This is a genomic window from Streptosporangium sp. NPDC002524 (assembly GCF_040295985.1).
Taxonomy (GTDB): domain Bacteria; phylum Actinomycetota; class Actinomycetes; order Streptosporangiales; family Streptosporangiaceae; genus Streptosporangium.
The window spans coordinates 38,909-63,340 of sequence record NZ_JBEOWK010000021.1 but is presented as its reverse complement, the minus strand read 5'-3'; the positions used below and the strand labels follow the sequence as shown (position 1 = coordinate 63,340).

The 24,432-nt window shown below is 71.1% G+C and carries 17 protein-coding genes; 12 read left to right on the top strand and 5 right to left on the bottom strand.

Features of this window, described 5'->3' with window-relative positions; translation table 11 throughout:
* Positions 1 to 253: 253 nt before the first annotated feature.
* From ABT053_RS31075 to ABT053_RS31065, 3 genes are all read right to left on the bottom strand, one after another.
* Positions 254 to 3,901, bottom strand: coding sequence for a CARDB domain-containing protein (locus ABT053_RS31075; RefSeq protein ID WP_350973792.1), 3,648 nt, complete (start codon positions 3,899 to 3,901; stop codon positions 254 to 256).
* A gap of 644 nt (positions 3,902 to 4,545) precedes the next feature.
* Positions 4,546 to 4,938, bottom strand: coding sequence for a DUF3224 domain-containing protein (locus ABT053_RS31070; RefSeq protein ID WP_350973790.1), 393 nt, complete (start codon positions 4,936 to 4,938; stop codon positions 4,546 to 4,548).
* 81 nt (positions 4,939 to 5,019) lie between these two features.
* Positions 5,020 to 6,756 (bottom strand): ABC transporter family substrate-binding protein, encoded by a 1,737-nt coding sequence (locus tag ABT053_RS31065; RefSeq protein ID WP_350973787.1) that lies wholly within the window; start codon positions 6,754 to 6,756, stop codon positions 5,020 to 5,022.
* 309 nt (positions 6,757 to 7,065) lie between these two features.
* Here ABT053_RS31065 and ABT053_RS31060 point away from each other — a divergent pair, with 309 nt between their 5' ends.
* A complete protein-coding gene (locus ABT053_RS31060) occupies positions 7,066 to 8,403 on the top strand; it encodes an MFS transporter (protein ID WP_350973786.1) in 1,338 nt (445 codons plus the stop codon).
* 56 nt (positions 8,404 to 8,459) lie between these two features.
* The gene (locus ABT053_RS31055) at positions 8,460 to 9,281 is read left to right on the top strand and encodes a peptidyl-tRNA hydrolase (RefSeq protein ID WP_350973784.1); all 822 of its coding nucleotides are present in this window, start codon (positions 8,460 to 8,462) and stop codon (positions 9,279 to 9,281) included.
* A gap of 255 nt (positions 9,282 to 9,536) precedes the next feature.
* Here the strand turns inward: ABT053_RS31055 and ABT053_RS31050 are convergent, their stop codons facing one another.
* On the bottom strand, positions 9,537 to 10,547 hold the full coding sequence (locus ABT053_RS31050; RefSeq protein WP_350973782.1) for a DUF3616 domain-containing protein: 1,011 nt from the start codon (positions 10,545 to 10,547) through the stop codon (positions 9,537 to 9,539).
* A gap of 255 nt (positions 10,548 to 10,802) precedes the next feature.
* On the opposite strand from ABT053_RS31050, the gene ABT053_RS31045 reads away from it, so the two are divergent.
* The 5 genes from ABT053_RS31045 (at position 10,803) to ABT053_RS31025 (ending at position 17,259) form a co-directional block, all read left to right on the top strand.
* Positions 10,803 to 11,759, top strand: a complete 957-nt coding sequence (locus tag ABT053_RS31045; RefSeq protein ID WP_350973780.1) for a hypothetical protein — start codon at positions 10,803 to 10,805, stop codon at positions 11,757 to 11,759.
* Positions 11,760 to 12,020: 261 nt separating this feature from the next.
* Positions 12,021 to 14,066 carry an ATP-dependent zinc metalloprotease FtsH gene (ftsH, locus tag ABT053_RS31040; RefSeq protein ID WP_350973778.1) on the top strand — a complete coding sequence of 682 codons (2,046 nt, stop codon included), beginning with the start codon at positions 12,021 to 12,023 and terminating at the stop codon, positions 14,064 to 14,066.
* A 275-nt stretch (positions 14,067 to 14,341) separates the two neighbouring features.
* Positions 14,342 to 14,935 (top strand): Maf family protein, encoded by a 594-nt coding sequence (locus ABT053_RS31035; protein WP_350973776.1) that lies wholly within the window; start codon positions 14,342 to 14,344, stop codon positions 14,933 to 14,935.
* A gap of 69 nt (positions 14,936 to 15,004) precedes the next feature.
* Complete coding sequence (locus tag ABT053_RS31030) at positions 15,005 to 15,805, top strand: EI24 domain-containing protein (protein WP_350973774.1); 801 nt, start codon at positions 15,005 to 15,007, stop codon at positions 15,803 to 15,805.
* Positions 15,806 to 16,041: 236 nt separating this feature from the next.
* On the top strand, positions 16,042 to 17,259 hold the full coding sequence (locus ABT053_RS31025) for a DUF4192 domain-containing protein (protein WP_350973773.1): 1,218 nt from the start codon (positions 16,042 to 16,044) through the stop codon (positions 17,257 to 17,259).
* Here the strand turns inward: ABT053_RS31025 and ABT053_RS31020 are convergent.
* Positions 17,253 to 18,278: a glycosyltransferase family A protein gene (locus ABT053_RS31020; RefSeq protein ID WP_350973771.1), complete on the bottom strand. Its 1,026-nt coding sequence runs from the start codon at positions 18,276 to 18,278 to the stop codon at positions 17,253 to 17,255. The genes ABT053_RS31025 and ABT053_RS31020 overlap by 7 nt on opposite strands.
* Before the next feature lie 383 nt (positions 18,279 to 18,661).
* Here ABT053_RS31020 and ABT053_RS31015 point away from each other — a divergent pair, with 383 nt between their 5' ends.
* The 5 genes from ABT053_RS31015 to ABT053_RS30995 all read left to right on the top strand — a co-directional run bounded on the left by ABT053_RS31015 (position 18,662) and on the right by ABT053_RS30995 (position 24,282).
* A complete protein-coding gene (locus ABT053_RS31015; RefSeq protein WP_350973769.1) occupies positions 18,662 to 19,888 on the top strand; it encodes an endonuclease/exonuclease/phosphatase family protein in 1,227 nt (408 codons plus the stop codon).
* An 18-nt stretch (positions 19,889 to 19,906) separates the two neighbouring features.
* Entirely contained in the window at positions 19,907 to 20,992 is a 1,086-nt protein-coding gene (locus ABT053_RS31010; RefSeq protein WP_350973767.1) for a glycosyltransferase family 2 protein, read from the top strand.
* On the top strand, positions 20,989 to 22,113 hold the full coding sequence (locus ABT053_RS31005) for a lysylphosphatidylglycerol synthase domain-containing protein (protein ID WP_350973765.1): 1,125 nt from the start codon (positions 20,989 to 20,991) through the stop codon (positions 22,111 to 22,113). Before ABT053_RS31010 ends, ABT053_RS31005 begins: the two co-directional genes overlap by 4 nt.
* A 99-nt stretch (positions 22,114 to 22,212) precedes the next feature.
* Positions 22,213 to 23,244, top strand: coding sequence for a glycosyltransferase family 2 protein (locus ABT053_RS31000; RefSeq protein WP_350973763.1), 1,032 nt, complete (start codon positions 22,213 to 22,215; stop codon positions 23,242 to 23,244).
* A gap of 3 nt (positions 23,245 to 23,247) precedes the next feature.
* Positions 23,248 to 24,282: a glycosyltransferase gene (locus tag ABT053_RS30995; protein ID WP_350973762.1), complete on the top strand. Its 1,035-nt coding sequence runs from the start codon at positions 23,248 to 23,250 to the stop codon at positions 24,280 to 24,282.
* Positions 24,283 to 24,432 lie beyond the last annotated feature (150 nt).

Sequence of the window (24,432 nt, the reverse complement as noted above, 5' to 3'; positions counted from 1 at the left end):
AATTCGAGTAAGCGGTACCGGATCCACTTCGGTGACCGAGGCCCGCTGTTCGTGGGCGGAAAGCTCGCTCCCGGGGATCTCTTCGTCCTTCGTCGGAGGAGGCGCGGCGTGATCGGCGAGCTTCGCCGGGATGAACGCGAAGCGGCCATGAGCGTGCTCCCCAGGTGTTCCCCGGGGAGCACGCCACATGGCCGGTCGTTTTCTCAGGCGCCGGGCCCCTGATGAGGGGTTACCGGAGCGTTCGCCGGAGGGATCACTGGCCGGTGATCACGAAGCTCGTTCCCGGCTGCCTCACGATGTTGCCGTCCGCCGAGTTCGTGATGGTCACGTTCGACAGGATCGCGTTGCCCCGGGCGCCGCTCATGGCCAGGATTCCGGCCCCGTTGTTGGACTTGTCGATCCTCACATTGGTGATCGCGACGTTCGGCATGTTGCCGCCGCCCGTCTTGAACTGGATGCCGTCGTAGGTCGAGTCGACGATGTCGGTGTCGCGGATGGTGACACCGGGGATCTCGTTGCCCTGTGGGAACAAGGTGATCGCCCCGAACTCCTGGTCCTCGTTCCAGAACGCGCCACCCGTGCGGTACAGCCCGTTGTTGGCGAGCAGCGTGGTCCCCGAGAAGGGCAGGGGGCTGTGGTCGGTCGCCAGCATGATGCCCGGATAGTTCATGGTGTCGTAGATCAGGTTGTTCTCGGCGGAGTTGTCGTAGCCGCCGTAGATCGCGATGCCGTTCGCCCGCCAGGGCAGCTGGATGGTGTTGTTGACGAAGTGGTTGTCGTGCGTGTTGTCGACGACCCGGTCCTTCACGGCCTGGTTGGCCCAGATCGCGAGGGCGTCGTCACCGGTGTTGCGGAACGAGGAGTTGAACACCCGCGAGTTCCGCGTGCCGTTGGTGAAGTTGATGCCGTCGGCGTAGGTGTTGCGGATGCGCATCCCGCTGAACAGCAGGTTGTCGCCGGGACCCCACAGGGCCGGGATGTTGTCGTAGTCGCGGCCGACCCAGGCACCCACGTTGGCGTGCTCGATCCACACGTTGGTGATCTTGGTGTTCGGGCCGAACCGGCCGTTCAGGCCCACGCCGCCCTCGTCGTTGCCGTCTCCGCCGCGGATGCGGCCCGAGCCGAAGATGGCGATGTCGGAGATCTGGGTGTTGCTGTCGATGTCGAAGCCGAAGTTGCCCTCGTGCGGGTGGTTGATGCCGCCCACCACGTCCTGCGGCTCGGTCAGGGTGTACAGCTGGGAGTGCCACATGCCCGCGCCGCGGATCGTGACGTTGCTGATGCCCACCTGGTTCCACTGACCCCGGTTCAGCGGGTCGTCGGTGAGGATCTTCTGCTCCTGGCGCCACTGGCCCGCCGGGATCCACACGCAGCTGATGACGCCGTTCTGGTCGTCCGTGACCGCCCGCTGGATGGCGGCCGTGTCGTCGAGACCGTCGTTGGGCACCGCGCCGTAGTTCGTGATCGAGGTGCAACCGGCCGGCTGGCTCGTCGGCGGTGCCACCTGCTCCAGGTCGATCAGGTCGATGATGTAGAACGAGGCCGTGTCGCCCGCGTCACGCTGCAGCTTGAACTTGGTGCCGGCCGGGTAGCTCTGCGAGAGCAGCGCGTTCGACTCGTCGAACAACCTCCGGGCGTCGCCCTGGGGGGTGTTCGTCAGCGCCTCGGGGCCGTCGGTGTTCCCGTACAGCCAGCTGTGGCGCGACGAGAGGGTGAGCTTCCTGGAGAAGGTGCCGTTGATGTAGAGGCTGATGGTGGCCTCGATGCCGCCGCCGCCCGCCGCGTCGGGGATGGAGTTGCGGACGACGATCGAGTTGGCGGGGCTGGTCGAGGTGAACTCGACGAACTGCCCGGTGCTGTTCAGCCGCACCGACTTGCGGCCCGAGGACTCGGTGGCGAAGTTGGTGTGCCCGAAGGTGCGCAGCGGGTCGGTCTCCAGCAGGGTGCCCTGGTAGCTGGCGGACTCGGCCTCGTACTCGACGTACGGGACGGCCGCGCCGCGCCCGACCACGATCGACTGCGAGAACGTGTTGTTGTTCTCGTTGGTCTCGGTGACGGTGTTGGTCGCGTCGGCGGTGGCGGTGATGGTGGCGCCGCCGCTGGTGGCGGTCCAGCTTCCGCTGACGGCCACGTTGGCCGTCGCGCCCGCGGCGATCGACGCGGTGTTGCCGTTGAGCGTGGTGCCGCCCACCACCACGCGGGTGACCGTGGTCGCGCCGGAGGCGGCGGTTCCCCGGTTCCGCACCGCTACGGTGAACGTGACCGGCGCGCCGACGGCCGGGTTCGGCGGGTTGGAGGTGACGCTGAGGACCTGCAGGTCGGGGCCGGGAGCCTGCGCGACCACCAGCGGGGACGACGCGGTGAGGACGTTGTTGCCCTCGTTCTGCTCGAAGACGGTGTTGTCCGCGTCCACCCTGGCGCTGACCGTGTAGCTGCCCTCGCCGCGGGTGCCGATGTTGTGGGTCACCGTGGCCGTGGCGCCGGCGGCCAGGGCGGGGACGGCGACGGTGCCGACGAGGGTGCCGTCGAGGTTGAGGTTGACGCTGTCCGCGGGGGCGGCGGCGTTGCCCGCGTTCCTGACCGTGGCCGACAGCGTGATCGCGCTGGCCTCGCTCGGGGACGCCGGGGTCCACGTGAGGTTCGTGACCGTGAGGTCGGGGTTCGGCGCGGGGACGCCGAGGACCTGGAACTCGGCGACCTGACCGCCGGGCGCGCCGCTGTTGCTGGTGAACCTCAGCTGCACGTCGGCGACGGTGGCGCTGACGTTGATCGTCACCGAGTTGCCGCCGGAGGCCGGGTTGAACGTGTAGTTCTGCGCCGACACCAGGTTGGTGTAGCCCGTGGCGTTCTGCTCACGGCCCAGGACCTGGATGTTCTGCGTACGGGTGCCCCACGCGGAGTCGGGGTTGAGCTTCACCACGACCGAGGTGACGGCGGCGTTGGCGCCGAGCCTGGCGGTCAGCGTGTTCGGGAACGCGCCGGAGTTGGCCTCCCAGTAGGTGGCCAGGTTGTTGTCGTTCGCGTTCGCGGGGACGAACGAGTGCACGTGGCCCGACGCGACGATCTCCTTGCCGATCGCGAGGTTCGACCCCGGGTCGCCGGTGCCGGTGCGGGTCACGGAGTTGCTGTTGGCCGACTGGTTGCCCGCCGCGTCCTTGGCCCGCACGAAGTACGTCACGGTCGCCGACGCGGGCTGGTTGTCGGTGTAGGTCAGCACGTTGCCGACGCTGCCCCGCAGCTGGTTGTTGGCGTAGATGTCGTACCCGGTGACGCCCACGTTGTCCGTGGAGGCGTTCCAGGCGAGCCTGATCTGGCCGGTGGCCGGCTGGGTGTAGGAGAGGCCGCCGGGGGCCGACGGGTTCTGGGTGTCACCGCCGGTGCCGGCGGCGCCGTAGATCTCGAACTCGGAGATCTGCGCGGCGGGCCAGCCGGTGTTGGCGGTGATGTTGACGCGCCAGTAGCGGTGGGACGCGGCACCGAAGTTGATCGTGACCGTGTTGCCGGTCGCCGGGTTGAACGTGTAGGTCGCCGAGCCCACGACCGTGCTGAAGGTGTTGCCGTCGGCGCCGCCCTGGACGGAGAGCGTCTGGGTGCGGGTCTGCCAGACGGCCGCCGGGGGCAGCTTCAGGACGATCTGGTCGACGCTCGTGGCGGTGCCGAGGTCGATCCGCGCCCACTGCGGGAAGCTGTTGTTGGCGCTCTCCCAGTAGGTGGAGGCGTTTCCGTCGTTGACGGCGGACACCGCCTGCCCGCCCGTGGAGCTGCTCGCCAGGGTCGCCTTGCCCGGCGACAGGTTGGGTCCGGCTGCGGCGGAGGCCGGGACGACCGACCCCACGATGAGGAGTAAGCCGGTGGCGACCATCGTCGCCACCAGCCGTAACGGTCTGTACAGCATTCTCATTCGCGCTCTTCTTCTCTCGTCAGGCACGGCAGGGCCGAGGCGTGAAGGCTGCGCCTTCACCGCACACGTAATTGGGGGGCAGGTGCACGACGCAGTGCATCCTTGGAGAGTTGCGAGGAATAGCAAGAAACTGAACAAGAGATTGCAATATTCTTGCATGACGTTGGCCAAATGTTACATACGTGCTACGGGCGCGTCAACGGCTGTGAAGCAGCTTTCTCAACTGGCTCGACGCGAGATGTGACAAGAGGTCAGAACGCCGGTGAACGCCGGGCCGTGAACGTCGGGTCGCGAACGTCGGGTCGCGAACGTCGGGTCGTGAACGCCGGGCGCGGATGCCGCAGATGCCGGGGATGCCGGGGATGCCGGGGATGCCGGGGGTGGACGCCGGCCGGGTGGGCGCGAGGGTGTGCGTACCGGGTTGTGGACACCGGTCTTAGCAGCTGGACAACCGTCGGCGCGAGGACGTGCGTGCCGGGTTGTGGGCACCGGTCTTGACAGCTGGACGGTCACCGGCGCGAGGGTGTGCGTACCAGGTTGTGGGCACCGGTCTTGACGGCTGGACGGTTACCGGCGCGAGGCCGCCGTCAGGGCGGGGCGGCCTCGCGCGGGCGTGGGTGATCGTCGGCGTGGGGCGGCCGTCCTCAGTCCAGCTCGTAGTCGAGGTGGAAGGAGTGGGCGCCGTCGTCGTTGACGATCTGGCCGCCGCCCCGGATGCCCAGCAGCTCGCCGGTGCCGGAGTCGGGGAGGATCGTCCAGCTCAGCGCCGACTCGCCGGGACCGCTCGTGGCCGTGTGGTGGAGCACGAAGGTGCCCCTGCGGCCGTGCGCGGTGCCGGTGAAGCGCTCGAAGCCTGCGTAGGCCGCCGACGTCTCGACCTGGGCGATCGCGGTGATGATGTCGGTGGTGCTGGTGCCGGCCAGGTCGCCGTCGAAGGTCTTGGTGAGGTGGACGCGGGAGAGCGTGGCCCCCTCGGCCTCGTCGTAGGGCCGCTGTTCCCAGCTGTCGACGGTGAAGGTTCCGGTGGCGTGCGGCATATGGGCTCCCTTGGAGAATTCCGGGGTTTCGCGCCCATCCTGGCGACCGTACCTGTCACCTGATGTCAGATACGGAACCCTCTACGAGAGGCTCCACTTGTCCATGTTCCAGGTGATGGTCGACTGCGCGGGGTTGGGGACGACGTTCTGGAGCGTCTCGTCCCACGCGCTGAGACCCGGGTGCTGGAACAGCGGGATGGTCGCCAGGTCCTGCCAGAGCCGCTTCTCGATCGCGCCGATGATCGGGTTCTGGGCCGCCAGGTCCACCGTCGAGTTCAGCTTCGCGATGAGGCGGTCGACCTGCCGGTTGGAGTAGCAGCCGTTGTTGTTGCCCTTGTTCTGGGCGTCGCACTTCCAGGGCGATACGAAGTTGGAGGCCCAGTTGCTGACCAGGGCGGACCCCGACCAGGCGAACAGGGCCACGTCGTAGCCGTTGGCCGGCATCACGGTGCCGAGGAAGTCCTCGGAGCCCTTGTCGACGACCTTGAAACCGGCCTTGTTGCAGGCGTCGATGATGAGCTGCACCGCCGCGGTACGGCGCGGGTTCGGGGTCTGGTAGCCGATGTTGATCTCCAGCCCTGTCTTGCCCGCCTTCCGCAGCAACGCCCTGGCGCCCGCGATGTCCTGCCGCGCGTACACGCCCGCGCTGCCGCTGGCCGCGACGACCGCCGCGCTGTTGGCCTGGAACGGGGCCACGGTGCGGACCTCCAGGGGCTTGGCGGCGGGCGAGACGGGCCCGATCAGGGTGTCGACGATGAGCTGCCTGGGCACGCACCTGGCGAACGCCTCGCGCAGCCTCCTGTCCCTGAACGGGCTGGAGTCGAAGTTGAAGTCCAGGTGCTCGTAGGTGTACTTCTCGAAGAGGCCGACCTCCACGCCCCGCAGCGACTGCAGCTGCCTGAGCACGTCGGGTCCCGGCTGCGGCTCGACGATCTGGACCTCGCGGTTCTGCAGCGCCTGGGCCTGCTCGTCGAGGGTGATGAAGCGCTCGACGATCGTCGGGGTCGCGGCCGGGGTGCCCCACCACCTGTCGTTGGCGACCAGGGTGAGCCGCTGCCCGGCGTCCAGCTTGGAGAGCTTGTACGGCCCCGACGACGGGATCAGCTCGGCGTCGGGCAGCCTGCCCTCGGAGACCCAGCCGTCGTTGAAGAACTCGATGCCCTTCCCGATCCGCCCGGAGTCGCCCTTCCTGATCGCCGCGATGAAGTCCTCCTCGGACAGGCCGTCCTGCCTGGCGACCACGTGGGCGGGCATCATCTCGGTCGCGCCCGGCCCCCCGGCCACCCAGTCCGCGAACGGCTTGTCGTAGACCAGGGTGAACTTCCTGCCGCCCTTCTCGCAGTCGGGGACCCTGGTGTCCCGCAGGCCGGTGGTGTCGGCGGACGCGAAGCCCCTGACCTTCCCGGACCGGAAGGCCCACCACAGCATGACGTCGTCGCAGTCGATCGGGGTGCCGTCCGACCAGACCGCCTTGTCGTTGATGGTGTACGCGACGCTCAGCGGGTCGTCGGAGACCTTCTCGTACGTCCCGAAGTCCTTGTCGGGGGTGATCGCGCCCTTGTCGCCGTAGAACCAGAAGCCCGTCAGCACCCGCTGCAGGGGGGCGGTGTTGCGCGTGGCGTTCTCGGCCGTGGTGTTGTTGTTGTAGGAGTGGAACTCCTGCTCGTACGCGTAGGTGATGGTCTCGCTCGGCAGGGCCGACCCCGAGCCGGAGGCCGCGGGGCCGTCCGCCGGGCCGGTGTCCGCGCAGGCGCCCAGCAGGAGCGCGCCACCCGCGAGCAGTGCGAGGAACCTTCCCGGCCTTCGTGCGTGGAACACGGCACCACCCCTTCGATCACCCGGTCCCCGGTCTGTCCCCGTACCGGTCGAGCATCGTCACTTCTCACCGCCGGGCGGGACCCGGACGGGCATCGCGTCTCCCCGTGACCATGCCGGACGCAAAACCCTCAGATGAGGAGAATAGAAAAAACATAACCTTTGAGCGAATTCACCCAGTATGTGAGATGACGATCTCACCGGTGCGCGCCACGAACGCGGCCGTGGGAGAGGGGTCGTGGCCTGATCCTTGCGGTTATTGGCGCTCGGGCCACTCGTGGGCCCGCGGGCCGTCCCTCGATTATGGAGCGCATGACAACGACCCCTCGCGCGCCCGAACGCACGCTGCACCGCGCCTGGATCGTGGCGGGAGTCGCGTTCGTCGCCATCCTCGGCGCGGCCGGGTTCCGGGCGACGCCCGGCGTGCTGATCACACCGCTCCAGGAGGAGTTCGGCTGGTCCCGGGGCACGATCTCGCTCGCCGTCTCGGTCAACCTCATGCTGTACGGGCTGACCGCGCCCTTCGCCGCGGCCCTGATGGACCGCTTCGGCATGCGCAGGGTGGTGACGTACGCCCTGCTGCTGGTCGCCGCGGGCAGCGGGCTCACCATCCTGATGAACGCCCCCTGGCAGCTCATCCTCTGCTGGGGCGTGCTGGTCGGCCTCGGCACCGGCTCGATGGCCCTGGTCTTCGCCGCGACCCTCACCGAACGCTGGTTCGTCCGCCACCGGGGTCTCGTCACCGGCGTGCTCACGGCGGGCGGCGCCACCGGGCAGCTCGTCTTCCTGCCCGTCCTCGCCCACCTGGCGGCGGACAGCGGCTGGCGGACGGCCGCCGTCACGGTCGCCGTCGCCGCCCTCGTCGTGGTCCCCCTGGTCTGGTTCCTGCTGCGCGACCGGCCCGAGGACGTGGGCACCACCGCCCTGGGCGCCGATCCCGCCGCGCCCCCGGCCGTCCGTCCGGCGCGGGCCGGGGGCGCCGCCTCCCGCGCCCTGGGCGTGTTGCGGAGCGCGGCGCGCACGCGTCCCTTCTGGCTGCTCGCCGGCGGGTTCGCGATCTGCGGGATGAGCACCAACGGCCTGGTGGGCACCCACTTCATCCCCGCGGCCCACGACCACGGCATGGCCGAGCCGGTCGCCGCGGGACTGCTCGCCCTGGTCGGGATCTTCGACGTGGTCGGTACCGTCGCGTCCGGCTGGCTGAGCGACAGGGTCGACTCGCGCGTCCTCCTCGGCGCCTACTACGGGCTGCGCGGCCTCTCGCTGATGGCGTTGCCGAGCCTGTTCGGGGCGACCGCCGAGCCCAGCATGCTCGTCTTCATCATCTTCTACGGCCTCGACTGGGTGGCCACGGTCCCGCCGACCGTCGCCCTGTGCCGCCAGATCTACGGTCCGGACGGGGCCGTGGTGTTCGGCTGGGTCTTCGCCTCCCACCAGGTCGGCGCCGCGATCGCCGCCGTCGCCGCCGGGGTCACCCGCGACCACTTCGGCGCCTACGACCTGGCCTGGTACGCCGCGGGCTTCCTCTGCCTCGCCGCCGCCGTCATGTCGATCGTCATCACCAGGAAGCCCATCGCAGGGAAGCCGATCGCGGGGAAGGCCGACCCCGGGGAGTCCACCGCGGGGGAGCAGGCATCCTTGAAGGCGTGAGAGAACGAGGCGGGCGAGCCGCGGGACACGGAAACACCGGAGACGACCCGGCAGGCTTGGCAGGCCCGGCGGGGGCGGCGGAGGTGACGGGGGCGGCGGGTGCCGCCGCCGGGCGACCGGACACGGCGCCCTGGAGCGGGACGGGGGCGACGGGCGTGACGGGCGGCGAGGAGAGGGACCGGGAGCGGGAGAGGGACCGAGGGCCGGAGCGGGAGAGGGACCGGGACAGGCGGGTCCTCCCGCTCGTGGTGCGGATCGAGCGCTCCGCGCCGCCCGGGCGGACCGACGCCCTGGAGGCGGCGGCCCTGGCCGTGCTGGCCCTGCTCGACGACCCGCGCGCCCTCGACGGCGGCGAGTGGGCCGAGGCCGTGGGGGCCTGGGACGGCAGCCGGTTCAGGAAGGTCGTCCGGCGGGCGCGCGGGGCGGAGTGGCGCCGGGTGCTCGACCTGCCCGGTGTCACCGTCACCTCGGGCACCGCCGAGGTCCGCGTCCACCCGCCGGTACCGCTGGACGGCTGGCCCAGGGACCTCTCCAGGCTCCAGGTGTCCGGCACCGAACTCGCCGACTCCTCCGAACCGGGGCCGCCCGGAGACGTGGTGCTGTGGCTCAACCCGGGGCTGACGATGTCGGCGGGCAAGGCCATGGCCCAGGCCGGGCACGCCGTCCAGCTCGCCTGGCACGCGAGCGGGGACGACGCCAGGCGGGCGTGGCGGGACAAGGGCCTCGCGGTCTCGGTGAGGACCGCCGATCCCGCCGCGTGGGCCGCGCTGGTCGCCTCGGGCCTGCCGGTGGTCAGGGACGCCGGGTTCACCGAGATCGAGCCCGGCTCCCGCACGGTCGTCGCGGACGTCCCGTGGCTGCGCGAGGGCGGCCGATGACCACCGGGGTGTCCTGACTCACCCTGAACCGTCCTGAGCAGTGAGGAACGGCCGGTGGCCGGGGCCCGGGGACGAGCGACCGGCGCGGTTCCCCGAATGCGGAGGAACGGTGGGTGGCCGAGCCCGGGGACGAGGGACCGGCGCGGTTCCCCGAGCGCGGAGGAACGGCGGGTGGTCAGGTGCCAGGGACGAGGGACCGGCGCGGTTCCCCGAGCGCGGAGGAACGGCCGGTGGTCAGGTCCCGGGGACGGGCTGTCAGGGGGACATCCTGACGATGTCGGCGAGCACACCGCCCTCGGAGGTGAGCCGCGCCTCCGACGGGCTGTCGTGGACCACCAGGAGGCGCTCGCCGTCGAGCACGGTGATCCCCTCCGGATGGTCGTTCCCGTTCCCGTGGGGCAGGTCGCCGACGAGGTCCAGCTCGTGCCGTACCGACGGCTCGTCCTCCGGCTCCCAGCGCAGCACCCGGACCGGGCCGTCCAGGCTCATGGTCGGCCCGGCGAGGATCAGCAGCCCGTCCCGGTGCGGGCACATGTCGCGGACGCCGAGCCCGCCGAGGTTCAGGAAGTGCGTTTGGTACGGCCTGCCGTCGATGGGAGCGAGCCTCAGGCTGCCGGGACGCCGGGGATCGCTCTCCGGCCGGATCTCCAGCATCGCGGCCCAGCCGCGCAGCACCGGGCCGCGCAGGCCGACGAACAGGCGGCCGCCGAGCACGGCGATGCCCTCGATGTCCAGCCCGTTGTCCTTGCTGGGAATCGAGACGAAGGGGGCGAGATGCGGATCGTCCGCCAGCAGGTCGGCCAGGTTCCGGCCTGGACCCGACAGGATCTCCGCCCGGCGGGAGCCGTCCTCGCGGACCGGGGTGGCGCCGACGAGCGGCAGCCGTACGAGGATGTAGCGGTTCTCCTCGCGGACCACGCTGCCGAGGCGGCGGCGGGCCTTGAGCGGGGAGTGCCCCTTCTTCACCCGCCTGCGCTTGAGGCTGTGCGACCCGATCGCCCAGAGCCAGCCGTCCGCCCGGCCCAGGCCCTCGATGTCGGCCTCCTCGTCGCGCCCGGCGGGCAGGTCCACGAAATCGGCGAGGTGGAAGGTGCGCTGATCGTCGAAGCGCCCGGCGCGGAACGCCAGATGCTCGACGGTGGCGGTCTCGTCACCGGCGAGCCAGACGCCCAGGGCGTCGGTGCGTACGGCCGACAGATTGGTGTGCGTCCTCGCCTCGCGTGAGGAGACGTCGAACCTGAGCTCCACCTGGCGTTCCACGAACATCCTGGAATCATCGCAGGGTGCGTCGCGGGATGTTTCGCACAAGGGTGAGGAAGGTACTCGTTCCCGAAGTGTGATGGGGATCCCGCACGGGAAAACCGGATTTGTCGTACGCTCCCGATCGTGCTCGATGGGTTGGGTGGGACTCAGGGGACCCGGGAGACGGGTCCCGCGCCGACATACGTGACCGCGGAGGCGGCCACGTCGGATATGCCGAGAGTCGTGGCGGAGAGCCCCCCGAAGCTACCGGATTCCCCCGTGAAGCGGTCCCGTATCGGCGACCTGCCGATGCGCGTCATCTACCGCATCCTGGCCGTGGGCCTCGTGGTGATCCTGGCCGCGGTCGCGGCGATCGTCGGCTTCGTCTCCTCGGGCTCCCCAGATCAACCGGGCGAGGGAAAGACGGGGCAGATCGCCGCGCCATCTGCCGCGCCACCCTCGCCCGGTTCAGGCTCGGCGGAGCCGTCCGTCCCCGCGACCCCGGCCGTTTCAGAGACTTCGGAGACTTCGGCGACCTCGCCGACGGAGCCGGCCGCCTCGGTGCCGGCGCAGGCGTCCCCCTCGGGGACCCCCTCCGCGTCGGCGTCGCCCTCGGAGAGCCCGGCCGAGACGACCGCTCCCTCGTCCTCCTCGGCGCCCGACGGCTCGGAGCCGGCGCCCGACCGCAGCGCCGTCATCGCGGCCCTCGCCGACCCCCGGGTGCCCGACCTGCCGCGCGACAAGCGGCTCGGCCGCCTCTCCGGCAAGGCGGACAAGAGCAAGCGCCGCGTCCAGGACCGCAAGTCCGGCGTGTCGCTGGTCCGCCTGGGCAAGCCCTGGAAGGTCTTCGGCGCGTCGCCGTTCTCCACCAAGCAGGTGCTGCCGAAGGCGAAGGGAGCCGCTCACCGGGCGATGCTCGTGAGCTGCCCGGTGCCGATCCTGGTGCAGAAGGAGGCCAAGGACACCGCGCTGCTGGCCGCCCGGTGGACGCTCAACCACCACCCCAAGGGCGGCAAGATCACCTGGACCGCCTCGCAGCCGATCAAGAACGGCTGGGTGCTCGCCTACAAGGTGAAGTACAAGGTGAAGGGCAAGACGCGCTCCTCCATGGCCGCCGTCGCCGTGACCGAGGTCTCCGGTGCCAAGCCCGCGATGCTCTTCGCGACGATCCCCGACGCGCAGAGCAAGTACTGGCGCGCCATCAACACCGCGGTCTCCTCCCTCAGATTGAAGTGACCTCAGATTGAACTGAGTCTCACCTGGGCAGGAATCGCCTTGTCCGTGTGACCTGGTGAAACTCGGGGGAATTTCACGGCCGGCCGCTTCGCCGCCGCACGCGCGACGACCTTTCGCCCGCTCGCCGGGCGCGGGGTCCGGCCTCCTGCGGAGGCGGCCCCGGTTCGAGGGCCCGGACTGAGCCGGGCGTCCCGGACGCGCCTCCGGGACGCCCGCCCAGACAGACTCCCCCGAGCCGTCGAGGGGGTCGAGGGGGAAGTCGTGAACCGACCGGCGTCTCAGGAACGCAAGGGGACCGGCCCCGACACGCCCGACCAGGGGGGCGGGCCCAAGCCCTGGCGCTCCGAGGGCCTGCCCGACGGCGGCGGGACACCCACCCCGCAGCGCCCGAGGTTCAACTGGGTGCGCTTCCTGATGACCATGGTCATCGTCTACGCGGGCTTCTTCATCGTCTCCTCGTTCTTCCAGGAGCCCACCGAGCCGATCTCCTACACCCAGTTCACCCAGCAGGTCCGGGCGGGGAACGTCAAGGAGGTCTACGCCACGGGCACGGCGATCGAGGGCACCCTCAGGAAGACGGCCCGCGACCCCGACAGCGGCAACGTCACGTACGGCAAGTTCTCCACGGAGCTGCCGGTCTTCGCCGACCGGGCCGGGCTCTACCAGCAGCTTCTCGCGACGAAGGTGAACATCAGGGCCGAGCCCGTCGGCGGGAGCCTCCTGTCGAACCTCCTGCTCTCCCTGGTCCCGGTCCTGCTGCTGGCCGGCCTGTGGATCTGGTTCGTCCGGCGCGCGGCGTCCGGCGCGATGGGCGGCGGCGGGATGGGCGGCCTCGGGGGGCTCGGCGGCCTCGGCAGGTCCAGGGCGGCCAAGCCGGTGGAACCGGCCAAGGTCCGGGTCGACTTCGACGACGTCGCGGGCATCGACGAGGTCGAGAACGAGGTCGCCGAGGTGGTCGACTACCTCAAGGACCCCGACAAGTACCGGCGGCTGGGGGCGAAACTGCCCAAGGGCGTGCTGCTCGCCGGGCCGCCCGGCACCGGCAAGACCCTCCTGGCCCGCGCGGTGGCGGGGGAGGCCGACGTGCCCTTCTTCTCGGCGAGCGCCTCGGAGTTCATCGAGATGATCGTGGGGGTCGGGGCCTCGCGGGTGCGCGAGCTGTTCGACGAGGCCCGCAAGGTCGCGCCGTCGATCATCTTCATCGACGAGATCGACGCCATCGGCAGGGTGCGGGGCGGCAGCACCATCGGCGGCCACGACGAGCGCGAGCAGACCCTGAACCAGATCCTCACCGAGATGGACGGCTTCACCGGCTCCGAGGGGGTCATCGTGATCGCCGCCTCGAACCGGGCGGAGGTCCTCGACCCGGCGCTGCTGCGTCCCGGCCGCTTCGACCGTACCGTCGTGGTGTCCGCGCCGGACGCCGAGGGGCGGCTGGCGATCCTGCGCGTCCACAGCCGGGGCGTGCCGCTCGCCGGGGACGTGGACCTGGAGCGGCTTGCCAGGACCACCCCCGGCATGACGGGCGCGGACCTGGCCAACCTGGTCAACGAGGCCGCGCTGCTCGCCGCCAAGCGGGGCAACGACAGGGTCTACGCCGCAGACTTCGCCGACGCCCTGGAGAAGGTCCTGCTCGGCGCGGCCCGCGCCGTCGTGATCCCGCAGGACGAGCGGAGGCGCACCGCGTACCACGAGGCGGGCCACGCGCTGCTCGGCATGCTCCAGCCGGGCGCCGACCCGGTGAGGAAGGTCTCGATCATCCCGCGCGGGCGGGCGCTCGGGGTCACGCTCTCCACGCCCGACACCGACCGGTACGCCTACGACGAGAAGTACCTGCGCGACCGCATCGTCGGGGCCCTCGGCGGGATGGCGGCCGAGCAGGTCGTCTACGGCGTGGTCACCACCGGCTCGGAGAACGACCTGGAACAGGTCACCGTGATCGCCCGCGGCATGGTCGGCCGCTGGGGCATGTCCGCCAGGATCGGCCCGCTGACCGTCCTGCCCGCCGCCGCCGACGGCCAGCCCGCCGCCGCCCCGGACACCCTCGCCGCGGTGGACCAGGAGGTACGGCGCATCGTGGACGAGTGCTACGAGGTCGCCCTCGCCGTCCTGGCGGAGAACCGGAGCCGCCTGGACGGCATCGCCGCGGCCCTGCTGGAGAACGAGACCCTGGCCGAGGCGGAGGCCTACGCCGCCGCCGGGCTCCCGGTGAACACCGCTCCCGAGCTCCCCTCCCCGGAACCGCCTCCGCAACTCCCACCCCCGCCCCCACCCTCGCCCCCGCCCCCAACCTCACCGCACACCTGACCCCCGGCCGCGCCTGTCGCGGACCCCGCCGTGAGCCGGGCGTCCGGTGCGGGCCGGAGATCCGCCCCGACCGGGCACCTGTGGCGGGCCGGAGATCCGCCCCGACCGGGCACCTGTGGCGGGCCGGGGCCTGTCGCGGATCGGGCACCTGGTGCGGACCGGGCACCCGTCGTGGACCGGGCGCCTGGCGTGGGCCGGGAGCCCGGTTGTGGGCCGGCCCTTCGTCGCGGGCCGGGAGCCTGGCGGGGATCCGAGGCGCGCTAGGCTCGGTCGCCGTGACCCAGATCGTCCTCGCCTCCGCCTCGCCCGCCCGCCTCGCCCTGCTCCGCAGCGCCGGACTCGATCCCAAGGTGATCGTCAGCGGTGTGGACGAGGACGCCATCACCGCCGGCAGCCCGAGCGAGCTCTGCCTCGCGCTGGCCCGCGCGAAGGCGACCGTGGTCGCCGGTGAGCTGACCGGCGGGCTGGTCATCGGCTGCGACTCGATGCTCGAACTCGACGGCAGGGCGTACGGCAAGCCGTCCTCGCCCGAGGAGGCCGTCGCCCGCTGGCGCGGCATGCGCGGGCGCGAGGGCCGCCTGCTCACCGGACACTGCGTCATCGACGTCGCGAACGGGCGCGAGGTGGCGGAGGTGGGCGCGACGGTCGTGCGCTTCGGCACCCCCGGAGACGACGAGATCGCCGCCTACGTCGCCACCGGCGAGCCCCTCCACGTCGCGGGGGCCTTCACGCTGGACGGTCGCGGCGGCTGGTTCGTCGACGGTATCGACGGCGACCACGGCAACGTCCTGGGCATCTCCCTGCCGCTGCTCCGCCGCCTCTTCGCCGCGCTCGGGGTCTCCGTCCCCGGCCTCTGGCAGCGTCCCTGACACTCCGCTGTCCCGTGCTGTCCCTTACGCGCCCTCCCGGGTGACGTCCGATCCCGATAATCTTCCGCCATGGGTCATTTCCGCTCCTTTCTGGACGGCATCGGGTTCTTCTTCCAAGGGCTGCGCTGGGTCGCGCGATACCCGCGCTGGTGGCTGTTCGGGTTGATCCCGGCCCTGATCGCGTTCGCCCTCTACGCGGCCGGCCTCTACTTCCTCGGCACGAACGCGCTGGACATCGCCGCGTGGGGCACGCCGTTCGCCGACGGATGGAGCGAGGCGACGCGGACCGCGCTGCGGGCGGTGGTCGGGCTGGCGCTTTTCGGCGCGGCGCTGATCCTGTCGGTGGTGACCTTCACGGCGATCACCCTCATCCTGGGCGACCCCTTCTACGAGAAGCTCTCCGAGAAGGTGGAGGCGACCCACGGGGAGGTGCCGAGCGGCTACGACCTCCCGCTGTGGAAGTCGATCCCCCGCTCCATCAGGGACAGCCTGATCACTCTCGGATGGCTGCTGCTGTTCACGATCCCGCTGTTCTTCCTCGGGTTCGTGCCGGTGATCGGGCAGACGGTGGTGCCGGTCCTGGGCGCCCTGGTCTCGGGCTTCTTCCTCACGATCGAGCTGACCACGCTGGCCCTCGAACGCAGGGGGCTGACGCGCAAGCGACGTTTTGGCCTGCTCAGGGGGAACAAGGCCCCGGCGCTCGGCTTCGGGGTCCTGCTCTTCCTGCTCTTCCTCGTCCCGTTCGTCGCGGTGATCGCGATGCCCGCCGCCGTGGCCGGCGCGGCCATCATGGTCCGCACCCGCCTGGCGCCGCCCATCCTCCCGGCGGGAAGGACGGGCGAGAGCCCGCGCGTCGACCGGGGCGTCTGAGAAGTCCCCGCCGCCTTTTGGACGGCCCCATGAGGGGGCCTCCTCCCGGAAGGCCGGGCAGGCCGTCCGTCCCGGCTTCGAAGCCGGACGCCGTCCGTCAGCGCGTCTCGGCCCAGGCGCTGACGAACGCGTGGGGGTGACGGCGGTGAACCTGCCTGTGGACGGTCGCGGAGCTCTGTCCACAGAAAGGTGTTCGGTGCGGAGCGGGCGGTCCGGTTCCGGCGAGGCTTCCGGGCATGACACCGAACACCCCGGCCTCGCCCGAGCCCCCGCCCGCCGGATCCCCGGCCGCGTTCCCGGCTCTGCCCGCAGTGCCGTCCCCGCCCTCCCGGCCCTCTTCGCCCGCCGCGCAGCCCCGGCTCCTGCTCGGTTCCACGGAAGACGTCCTGGGCGCCGTCCCCTACCTGCTGGGGTTCCATCCCGCCGACAGCCTGGTCGTCATCGGCCTCACGGGCAGCCTCTCCAGGGGCAGGCTGCATCTCACCGTCCGGTGGGACCTGCCGCTGGGGCCCGGCGGTCTCGGCCAGATCGTCCCGCTCTTCGGGAAAGAGGGCGTCACCCAGGTCGTCGTGGTCGGTTACGGCGCCGGCCCGCTGGTGACCCCGGCCGTTGACGAGGCCGTTGCGCTGTTCCGCCGCGGCGGGCTCACCGTCGTCGACGCCCTCCGGGTGGAAGACGGCCGCTACTGGTCGTACGGATGCTCGCGGACCGACTGCTGCCCGGCCGACGGCATGCCGTACGAGCGGCAGGCCGGCGCGGTCGCGGCGGAGGCGGTGCTGCACGGGCTGGTCGCCCTGCCGGACAGGCAGACCCTGGAGCGCTCGCTCGACCCGGTCACCGGGCCCGCGCGGGAGGCCATCCGCGAGGCGACGGGCCGCCTCACGGAGGAGATGCGCGGCAGGCTCGCCGGATGCCACGACGCCGACGGGTTCGCGGCGGAGTTCGTCGCGGACGGCATGGCCAGGGTCCGCGAGGCGGTCGTCACCTACGCCTCGGGAGGGCGGCTCGACGAGGAGCAGGCGGCCAGGCTGGGGCTCGACCTGGCGGTGATCAGGATCCGTGACGAGGCGTGGGCGCTGGTCACCGACGAGAGCCACGACGCGCATCTCAAGCTCTGGCACGACCTCACCCGGAGGCTGGAGCCGAGGTTCGTGCCTCCGGTGGCCTCGTTGCTCGGCCTGGTCGCCTGGCGGCGGGGAGACTCCGCGCTGGCGGGCGTCGCCCTCACCCGGGCGCACGAGGCCGACCCCGGATACTCGATGGCCAACCTGCTCGCGCACGCGATCCACCATCTGGTGCCGCCCCACGTGCTCGACGACAGGATGCCCAGCCCCGAGCAGCTCGACCAGGAGATGGGCGGTCCCCGGATGGCCTGGCTGCTCCCGATGGCCGCGCTGCTGGAGGAGGCGGGCGGCCCCGGCCGTGAGGAGGCCGCCACGCCAACGCGTCACTGATTGTTCAGGTCACCGGTCTGGGGGACCCAGGCGACGCCGTTCGGACGTCCCCGCTGCAGGAGGCGCTGGAGCACGCCGACCCCCGCTCCCGTCGCGCCCACGAGGGTGACGAGAAGGTGGACGGCACTGAAGTAGAGGCCGAAGGGGAGGCCCCGGCGGGCGAACACCCGCCGGTAGGTGCTGCCGTCGAGGACCACGGCGGCGGCGACGAGCAGCGGCGACACGAGGGCGCCGAGGGGGCCGACCAGCAGCGGCAGCAGGGCGGCCGGTACGGCGACGACCAGCAGGACACCGCCGAACGCGCGCGGCACGGAGTCGCCCGGCGTCTCGCCCCGGGTCCACTCCCGCGCGCTCACCCGTGCGCGCCGGAACACCTTGCTCAGGATCATCCGCATCGTGGAGTCGTGGTCGGCCCGGCCGCAGACGGCGGCGGTGATGCGCACCTCGTAGTCCTTGCGCATCAGGCGGGAGCGGTAGTCCGCGGACACGGTGTCGCTCAGGTGCGGGTTGAAGGGGCCGATCTCCTTGAACACCTCGGCCGACACGGCGAGCACGGCCGCGTGCAGTTCGAGGGTCGGGCGGTCGGTCGGCATCCACCAGTGGTACATCTGCAGCGCGCGATACTGCGCGGGAAGGGTCTGGGCCGCCAGCGGCTCGGGGTGCAGGATGCCTCCCAGGGCACCCAGCCTGGGCTCGGCCTGGAGGATGTTCACCGCGTTCTCCACGGCGTCCGGGTCGAGGGCGATGTCGCCGTCCTGGAAGAGCAGGATCTCGCCGTGGGAGTGCTCCGCGCCGAGGTTGCGCGCGGTCGACGCTCCGCTGTTCACCTCGGTGCGCAGCACGGTGACGCCCATCGACCTCGCCACCTCCGCCGCGTCCTCGGTGCCGCAGTCGTCCACCACGATGACCTCGATGGGGGAGTAGGTCTGCTTCTCCAGCGCGCGCAGGCACAGGCGTAACACGTGGGATCGGTTGAAGCTGGGGACGATGACCGAGACTAGCGGGCGTTCTCGATTCACAGGTGCTCCATTGGCTGAAGGCCGCTCTTTCCGAACCGCCGGGTGTTGGCCGATGATCAGGGCGGGCTGCCCAGGTGGGTCTTCGGTCAGGCGGCCGTGGCTCGTCGCCCGGCCCCCGGCCGCCTTGCTTCCCGCCCACGCTAGCCCCGACGGCTTGTCTCATTCTTGTCGTTCGGTGCGCCATGTCGTACGGTTCCCATTCTGCGCGGCTTGTGTGGTCCGGGACTGAGGCTTGTGCGGTCCGAAGGTGAGCCCCGGCGGCCCATGGCGCGGACGACAAGGAAGCGACAAGAACCGGTCAGTACGTTGAGGTACCGCTGGAAGTGATCGCGGATCGTCAATGGCTGTCGCCGGCCTGACCTACGTGCCGAGGTGGTGTGCTGATGGGCGACCGGGACATCATGACCGAGGATCAGCCGACGGATGTCCCTCCCGAGAAACCGCTCGGCCGGCGAGCTCGCCTGGGCCGGTTCGTCCGGCCGAGGCGGCGGTGGTGCCTGGGCACCAAGCTGGTGGTGACCGCCACCACGGGGTGGCTGCTGTTCCTGGCCGCGCACCTGCTGGCGAGCGGCCGCACCTCGCTGTGGGCCCCGCTCGACCTGATGCCGCCGTTCATGTTCGTGGCGGTGCCGTTGCTGGTGCTGGTGGTCGCGCCGCTGGCGCGCCCGGTCCGCCGGCGGGTCATCCCGATCCTGGTGATCGCCCTGGCGGTCGGCGCGGGACACAGCGGGATCAACGTGGCGACCCTCTGGCACACCCCGCCGCCCGCCCCGCCCGGCGCCGTCAAAGTGGCGACCTGGAACACCGAGTTCTGGGACCAGGACTGGCGCACCTCCGACGGGAACAGCTACTCGCCCAACTTCTACGACTACCTGCGCCAGATGGACGCGGACGTCTACCTGCTCTCGGAGTATCTCTACGTCGACACCTCGGCGGGGGACATGATGGCGACGAAGTGGACCGCCGACATGGCGCTCCGCATCGACAAGACGGCGGAGCTGCGACGCGAGTTCCCGGGATACGAGGTCGCGACGTCCGGCGAGCTGATCACGCTCTCCCGGCTTCCCATCGTCGCGCGGCGCGGGCTCGACATGAGCCGATGGCTGCCCGAGGAGCAGAAGGCGATACCGGAGGTGATGCGGTCCTGGCCGGACTCCTACACGGTCGAGACGCTGCGCACCGACATCCGGGTGAACGGCGAGGTCGTCTCCTTCTACAACACCCAGGTCAACCAGCCCCCCCTCGAATGGCGGCTGTACGACGGCGCGGCCCGCGACTCCAACCAGTACGCCCACAGCCGGCGCGAGGCGAGCTACCGGGCGCTGCGCGCCGACATCGAGGCGAACGACAACTCGGTGGTGCTCGCCGGTGACCTCAACACCACCCCGGCGATGGGGATGCTCCGGCTGCTGCCGGAGAAGCTGGTCGACCACACCGAGGCGCTGCCGTCCCTCTATCCGGTCACCTATCTCGCCGGACCCCTTGAGTTCTGGCGGATCGACTGGATGCTCACCACGCCGGACGTCGTCGTGCACAGCTACGAGATGCCCGGATCCGCCGGACTCTCCGACCACCGTCCTCAGCAAACGGTTCTATCGGTCGGCCACTGAGCCGTGGAAGGAATTGACATGACGGAACCGGCGACCGCGCGACCCGAGGATGTCGCGGTCATCGTGCCCAACTACAACAAGAAGAAGACTCTCCGGGCCTGCCTGGAGGCGGTGTACGCGCAGACGTACCCCCCGGCCGAGGTGATCGTGGTCGACGACCGCAGCACGGACGGCTCGCTGGACATCGCGCGGGAGTTCCCGTGCACGATCGTCGAGCTGCCGACCAACCAGGGGCCGTCGGGGGCCCGCAACACCGGGGTCGACTCCAGCGACTCGCCCCTGCTGTTCTTCGTCGACTCCGACACCGCGCTCGCCCCGGACGCCATAGAGAACGCGGTGCGGGCCTACCGGGAGACGCCCGACTGCGGCATGGTCCAGGGGATCTACGACAAGGAGCCGCTGTACGACGACGGCCTGGTCGAGAGATACCGCGTCTTCTCCGAGCACTTCGACCGCCAGCGCGCGGTGTCCACGTTCCTGTCCAACTCGCTGATCCCGCGCACGGTCTACCGCGAGGCGGGCGGGCTCGACGAGCGGCTGCGCGACGGCGAGGACTTCGAGTTCGGCAACCGGGTGCCGTCCAAGTACCGGCTGGTGGTGACCGCGACCGTGGTCACCAGGGCCGACGACGTCGACCGGTTCTGGGAGTGCATGTGGGAGCGGTTCGTCAGGGCCAGCACCCTGCCGGTGATCATGCTGAGGGCGCGGCGGCTGTACGACGACGACACGATCGGGTTCCGGCTGGACATGATCGGCCCGGATCCCCGCACCCGCCGCCTGCCGCCCCGGATCTCCTCCGTCTCGGCCGCGCTGAGCCTGTTCACACTGCCGTTCGTCTTCCTCGTGCCGTGGCTGCTCGTGGTGCTCGCACTGCTGCTGGCGGCGTTCGTCACGGTGAACCGTGACTTCCTCCGCTACTCCCACCGCTACCGGGGCGCGGGCTTCGCGTTCCAGATGGCCGTGATGCAGTTCTGCTACCACACGGCGTTCTTCCTCGGCGCGGGCGCGGGGCTGCCCCGGCTCGTCTACGAGCTGCTCCGCCGCCAGGGGCACCCGGCCAAGACCGGCCTGACCCCGGTCTCCCCGGCCGGCGCGCCCGAGTGACCGAGAGCCGGCCGTGGCGCCTGCCGTCGTGGCGCCCGCCCCGCGCGCTCGTGCGCGTCCTGGTCGCGGCGTTCGCGCTGGTCCTGGTGGGCGCGGTGGCGGTGGCACTGGCCGGGCAGGACTGGAGCGTGGTCTCCGTCATGCTCGCCAGGAGCGACGGCGGGCGGATCGGCCTCCTGCTGGCGGGCGCGCTGCTGATCAGCATGGCCGGGCTGGGGTTCGGCTACCTGGCGTGGCGGGCGGTGCTGTTCGAGCTCGGCCCGCCGGTCAGCGAACCACGGGTGGCGCGCGTCTTCTTCGTGACGTTCCTCAGCAAGTACGTGCCGGGAAAGGTGCCGGGCCTGATCGCCGCGACCAAGGTGGCCACGTCCAACGGCGTCGGTTTCGGGCGGCTGATGGGCACGGCGGCGCTGAGCATGAGCCTGGTCCTGCTGACCGGCCTCACGATCGGGCTGCTCGCGGGCGTGCACATGCTCGGCACCCAGGTGGCCTGGCTGGTGGCGGTGGCGGCGGTGCTGATCGTGGTCGTGCTGGTACGGCCGCAGCTGGTCAACCACGGCGCGCACCTGGTGCTGCGGGTGCTGCGCCGGCCCGACCCGGCCAGGTCGGCCTCGCCGCGCGGGATTCGGTTCGCGGTCGTCGCGCAGGGGGTGTCGTGGCTGGTCACCGGCCTGCACCTGTGGCTGCTCGCGATCGCGATGGGGGCCGACCCGCTGCCCTCCCTGGGGCTGTGCGTGGGCGCGTTCACCCTGGCCACGACGGTCGGGATGCTGACGGTCGTGCTGCCCGACGGGATCGGCGTCCGCGAGGCGGTGCTCACCGCCGCCCTGACGGTGGTGCTGCCCGCGCCGGCGGCCGCGGTGGTGGCGGTGGCGAGCAGGCTGGTCTCCACGGTCGGCGAGGTGGCGCTGGGAGCGACGGCGCTGGCGGTGGCCGAGGTCGTCATCCGGCGCGCCCCGGCTTCTGAACCGGCCTCAGAACCGGCCTCAGAACCGGCCTCCGAACCGGTCTCCGGACCGGCTTCCGAATCAGCGCCGGAGCCGGATCAGGTGCCCGCGACGGTGCCCGTGTCCGCGACGGCGGCGGCGGAACCGGCTCCCGCTCCGGCGGGAGACAAGTAGTCCTCACGAGCATCGGAACAGACCAACGCGTGCGAGCGTCCGCCGGTCGGGTCCCCTCCCGGCCGCCGGAAGCCCGCCAACCCGAAGGGGTCATCGACCATGGATGAGCAGCGGCCACTGGTCTCGGTCATCATTCCCAACTACAACTACGCCCGTACGCTGGACCTGTGCCTGAGCGCGCTGGAGCGGCAGGACTACCCCAACATCGAAGTGATCGTCGTCGACGACCGGAGCACCGACGACTCGGTGGAGATAGCCCACCGGCACGGGGTGCGGGTGCTGATCACCGACACCAACATCGGGGCGCCGGCGGCGCGCAACCTCGGCGTCGAGCACGCGCGCGGCGAGGTGCTGTTCTTCCTCGACTCGGACGTGGCGCTCACCCCCGACACGGTCGGCAACGCGGTGGCGCTGCTCACCGCCGACCCCACGCTGGGGGTGGTGTGCGGCACGTACGAGCCGGAGCCGCTGATCCCCGACAGCCTCGTGGAGCGGTACCGCAGCCTCCAGCTGCACTACTGGATCTCCGGCGACGCGGGCGACATCACCACGATCTATTCGGCGATCTTCGCGATGTGGACCAGGGTCTTCCACGAGATCGGCCCGCTCAACCCGGCGTTGCGCCACAGCGAGAACGCCGACTACGGCCACCGGATCACCCAGCGCTACCGGATCGTGCTGGACACCGCGATCAGAGGCGCGCACGACCACGACGACAAGCTGAGCGTGGTGCTGTCGAAGTTCTTCCACCGCGCGCGCCTGCACATCCCGCTGTACCTGCGACGGCCGGACTTCAACGGCGGCCCGACCAACAGCAGCCGCGGCTGGGGGTCGCTCGCCGCGCTGTTCGCGGTCGTCACCCTGGCGCTGCCGGTGCTGTTCGGCCCGCTCTGGCTGCTCGTGCCGCTCGTGCTGTTCGCCGGCTCCATCGCCTCCGACCTGGGGATGTACCGCTTCGTCTGGGGGTACGCCGGTGCGGCCTTCACCGTCTACTTCACCGCGATCCACTTTCTGGTGAACGTCACCGTCGCGCTGGCGGTGTTCGTCGGCGCCGCGCAGTGCGTGCTGTCCAGCAAGTTCCGGAACACCTACGACATGCCGGAGGCGTCCGCGCCGGCGATGGGGGCGTGAGTGATGGCCGGTCCGCTGGTATCGGTGATCGTGCCCAACTACAACTACGCCGGCTCGCTGGAGCTCTGCCTGCGCGCCATGCAGGAGCAGACCTACCGGCCGATCGAGCTGATCATGGTGGACGACGGCAGCACCGACGACTCCGTCGCGGTCGCGGAGCGGCTCGGTGTCCGGGTCGTCCACACCGAGCGCAACATGGGGGTGGCCGGCGCGCGCAACCTCGGCGTCTCCCACGCCCGGGGCGAGATCCTGGTGTTCGTCGACTCCGACGTGGCCGCCTACCCCGACGCCGTCGAGGTGGCGGTGGGCATGCTCGCGGCCGACCCCCGGCTCGGGGCGGTGTCCAGCATCCACGACCCCGAGCCGCTGATCCGCGACAGCCTCGTCGAGGAGTACCGCGCGCTGCAGTTCCACTACTGGACGGCCAGCTCCGAGGGGCCCATCTCGTTCCTCTTCCCGGCGCTGGTCGCGATGCCGCGCCGGGTGTACGACGAAGTCGGGCAGTTCAACACCCAGCTGCGCGAGACCGAGGAGGTCGACTACGGCCACCGCCTCACCCAGCGGTACGGCATGGTGCTCACCTCGGCGGTGCGCTCCCGGCACGACCACGACGACGAGCTGTTCAAGCTGCTGCGCAAGCTGTTCAAGCGGGGGCGCGCCCGGGTGCCGCTGTACGCGCAGCGCAAGCGCTTCGCCCGCGGGTTCGAGACCTCGAACCGGGCCGGCGGCAGCCTCGCCGCGCTGGCGGCGGTGGCCACGCTGCCGGCGCTGGCGTTCGGCCCGATCGGCGCCGCGCTGCCGGCCCTCGCCCTGGCCGTGTCGATCCTGGCCGACCTCGGCATGTACCGGTTCGTGCTGCGGCGAAGAGGCCCGCTCTTCCTGCTCTACTACGGTACGGTGCATTTCGTGGTGAACGTGACCATCGCGGCCGGGGTGGCGGCCGGTGTCGTGCAGTGGTTCTGCTCCGCCAGGTTCCGCAGGCTCTACGATTCCGACCTGCTCGTGCGGCCCTCGGCCGCCGGGGAGGCGGCGACGTGACGGTCCGCCCGCGCCCGTCCGCACCAGGCCCGCGCTTCGGGGCGACCGTTCGCCCGGACTCGCCCGCACCGGGCCCGCGCTCCGGAGTGACGGTCCGTCCGCGCCCGTCCGCACCAGGCCCGCGCTCTGGAGCGACCGTTCGTCCGCACT

What these genes read in the sequence shown, in the direction of transcription:
- ABT053_RS31075 (WP_350973792.1), bottom strand. Translation starts at nt 3,901, where the DNA reads ATGAGAATGCTGTACAGACCGTTACGGCTGGTGGCGACGATGGTCGCC.
- ABT053_RS31070 (WP_350973790.1), bottom strand. Translation starts at nt 4,938, where the DNA reads ATGCCGCACGCCACCGGAACCTTCACCGTCGACAGCTGGGAACAGCGG.
- ABT053_RS31060 (WP_350973786.1), top strand. Translation starts at nt 7,066, where the DNA reads ATGACAACGACCCCTCGCGCGCCCGAACGCACGCTGCACCGCGCCTGG.
- ABT053_RS31050 (WP_350973782.1), bottom strand. Translation starts at nt 10,547, where the DNA reads ATGTTCGTGGAACGCCAGGTGGAGCTCAGGTTCGACGTCTCCTCACGC.
- ABT053_RS31030 (WP_350973774.1), top strand. Translation starts at nt 15,005, where the DNA reads ATGGGTCATTTCCGCTCCTTTCTGGACGGCATCGGGTTCTTCTTCCAA.
- ABT053_RS31025 (WP_350973773.1), top strand. Translation starts at nt 16,042, where the DNA reads ATGACACCGAACACCCCGGCCTCGCCCGAGCCCCCGCCCGCCGGATCC.
- ABT053_RS31015 (WP_350973769.1), top strand. Translation starts at nt 18,662, where the DNA reads ATGGGCGACCGGGACATCATGACCGAGGATCAGCCGACGGATGTCCCT.
- ABT053_RS31010 (WP_350973767.1), top strand. Translation starts at nt 19,907, where the DNA reads ATGACGGAACCGGCGACCGCGCGACCCGAGGATGTCGCGGTCATCGTG.
- ABT053_RS31000 (WP_350973763.1), top strand. Translation starts at nt 22,213, where the DNA reads ATGGATGAGCAGCGGCCACTGGTCTCGGTCATCATTCCCAACTACAAC.
- ABT053_RS30995 (WP_350973762.1), top strand. Translation starts at nt 23,248, where the DNA reads ATGGCCGGTCCGCTGGTATCGGTGATCGTGCCCAACTACAACTACGCC.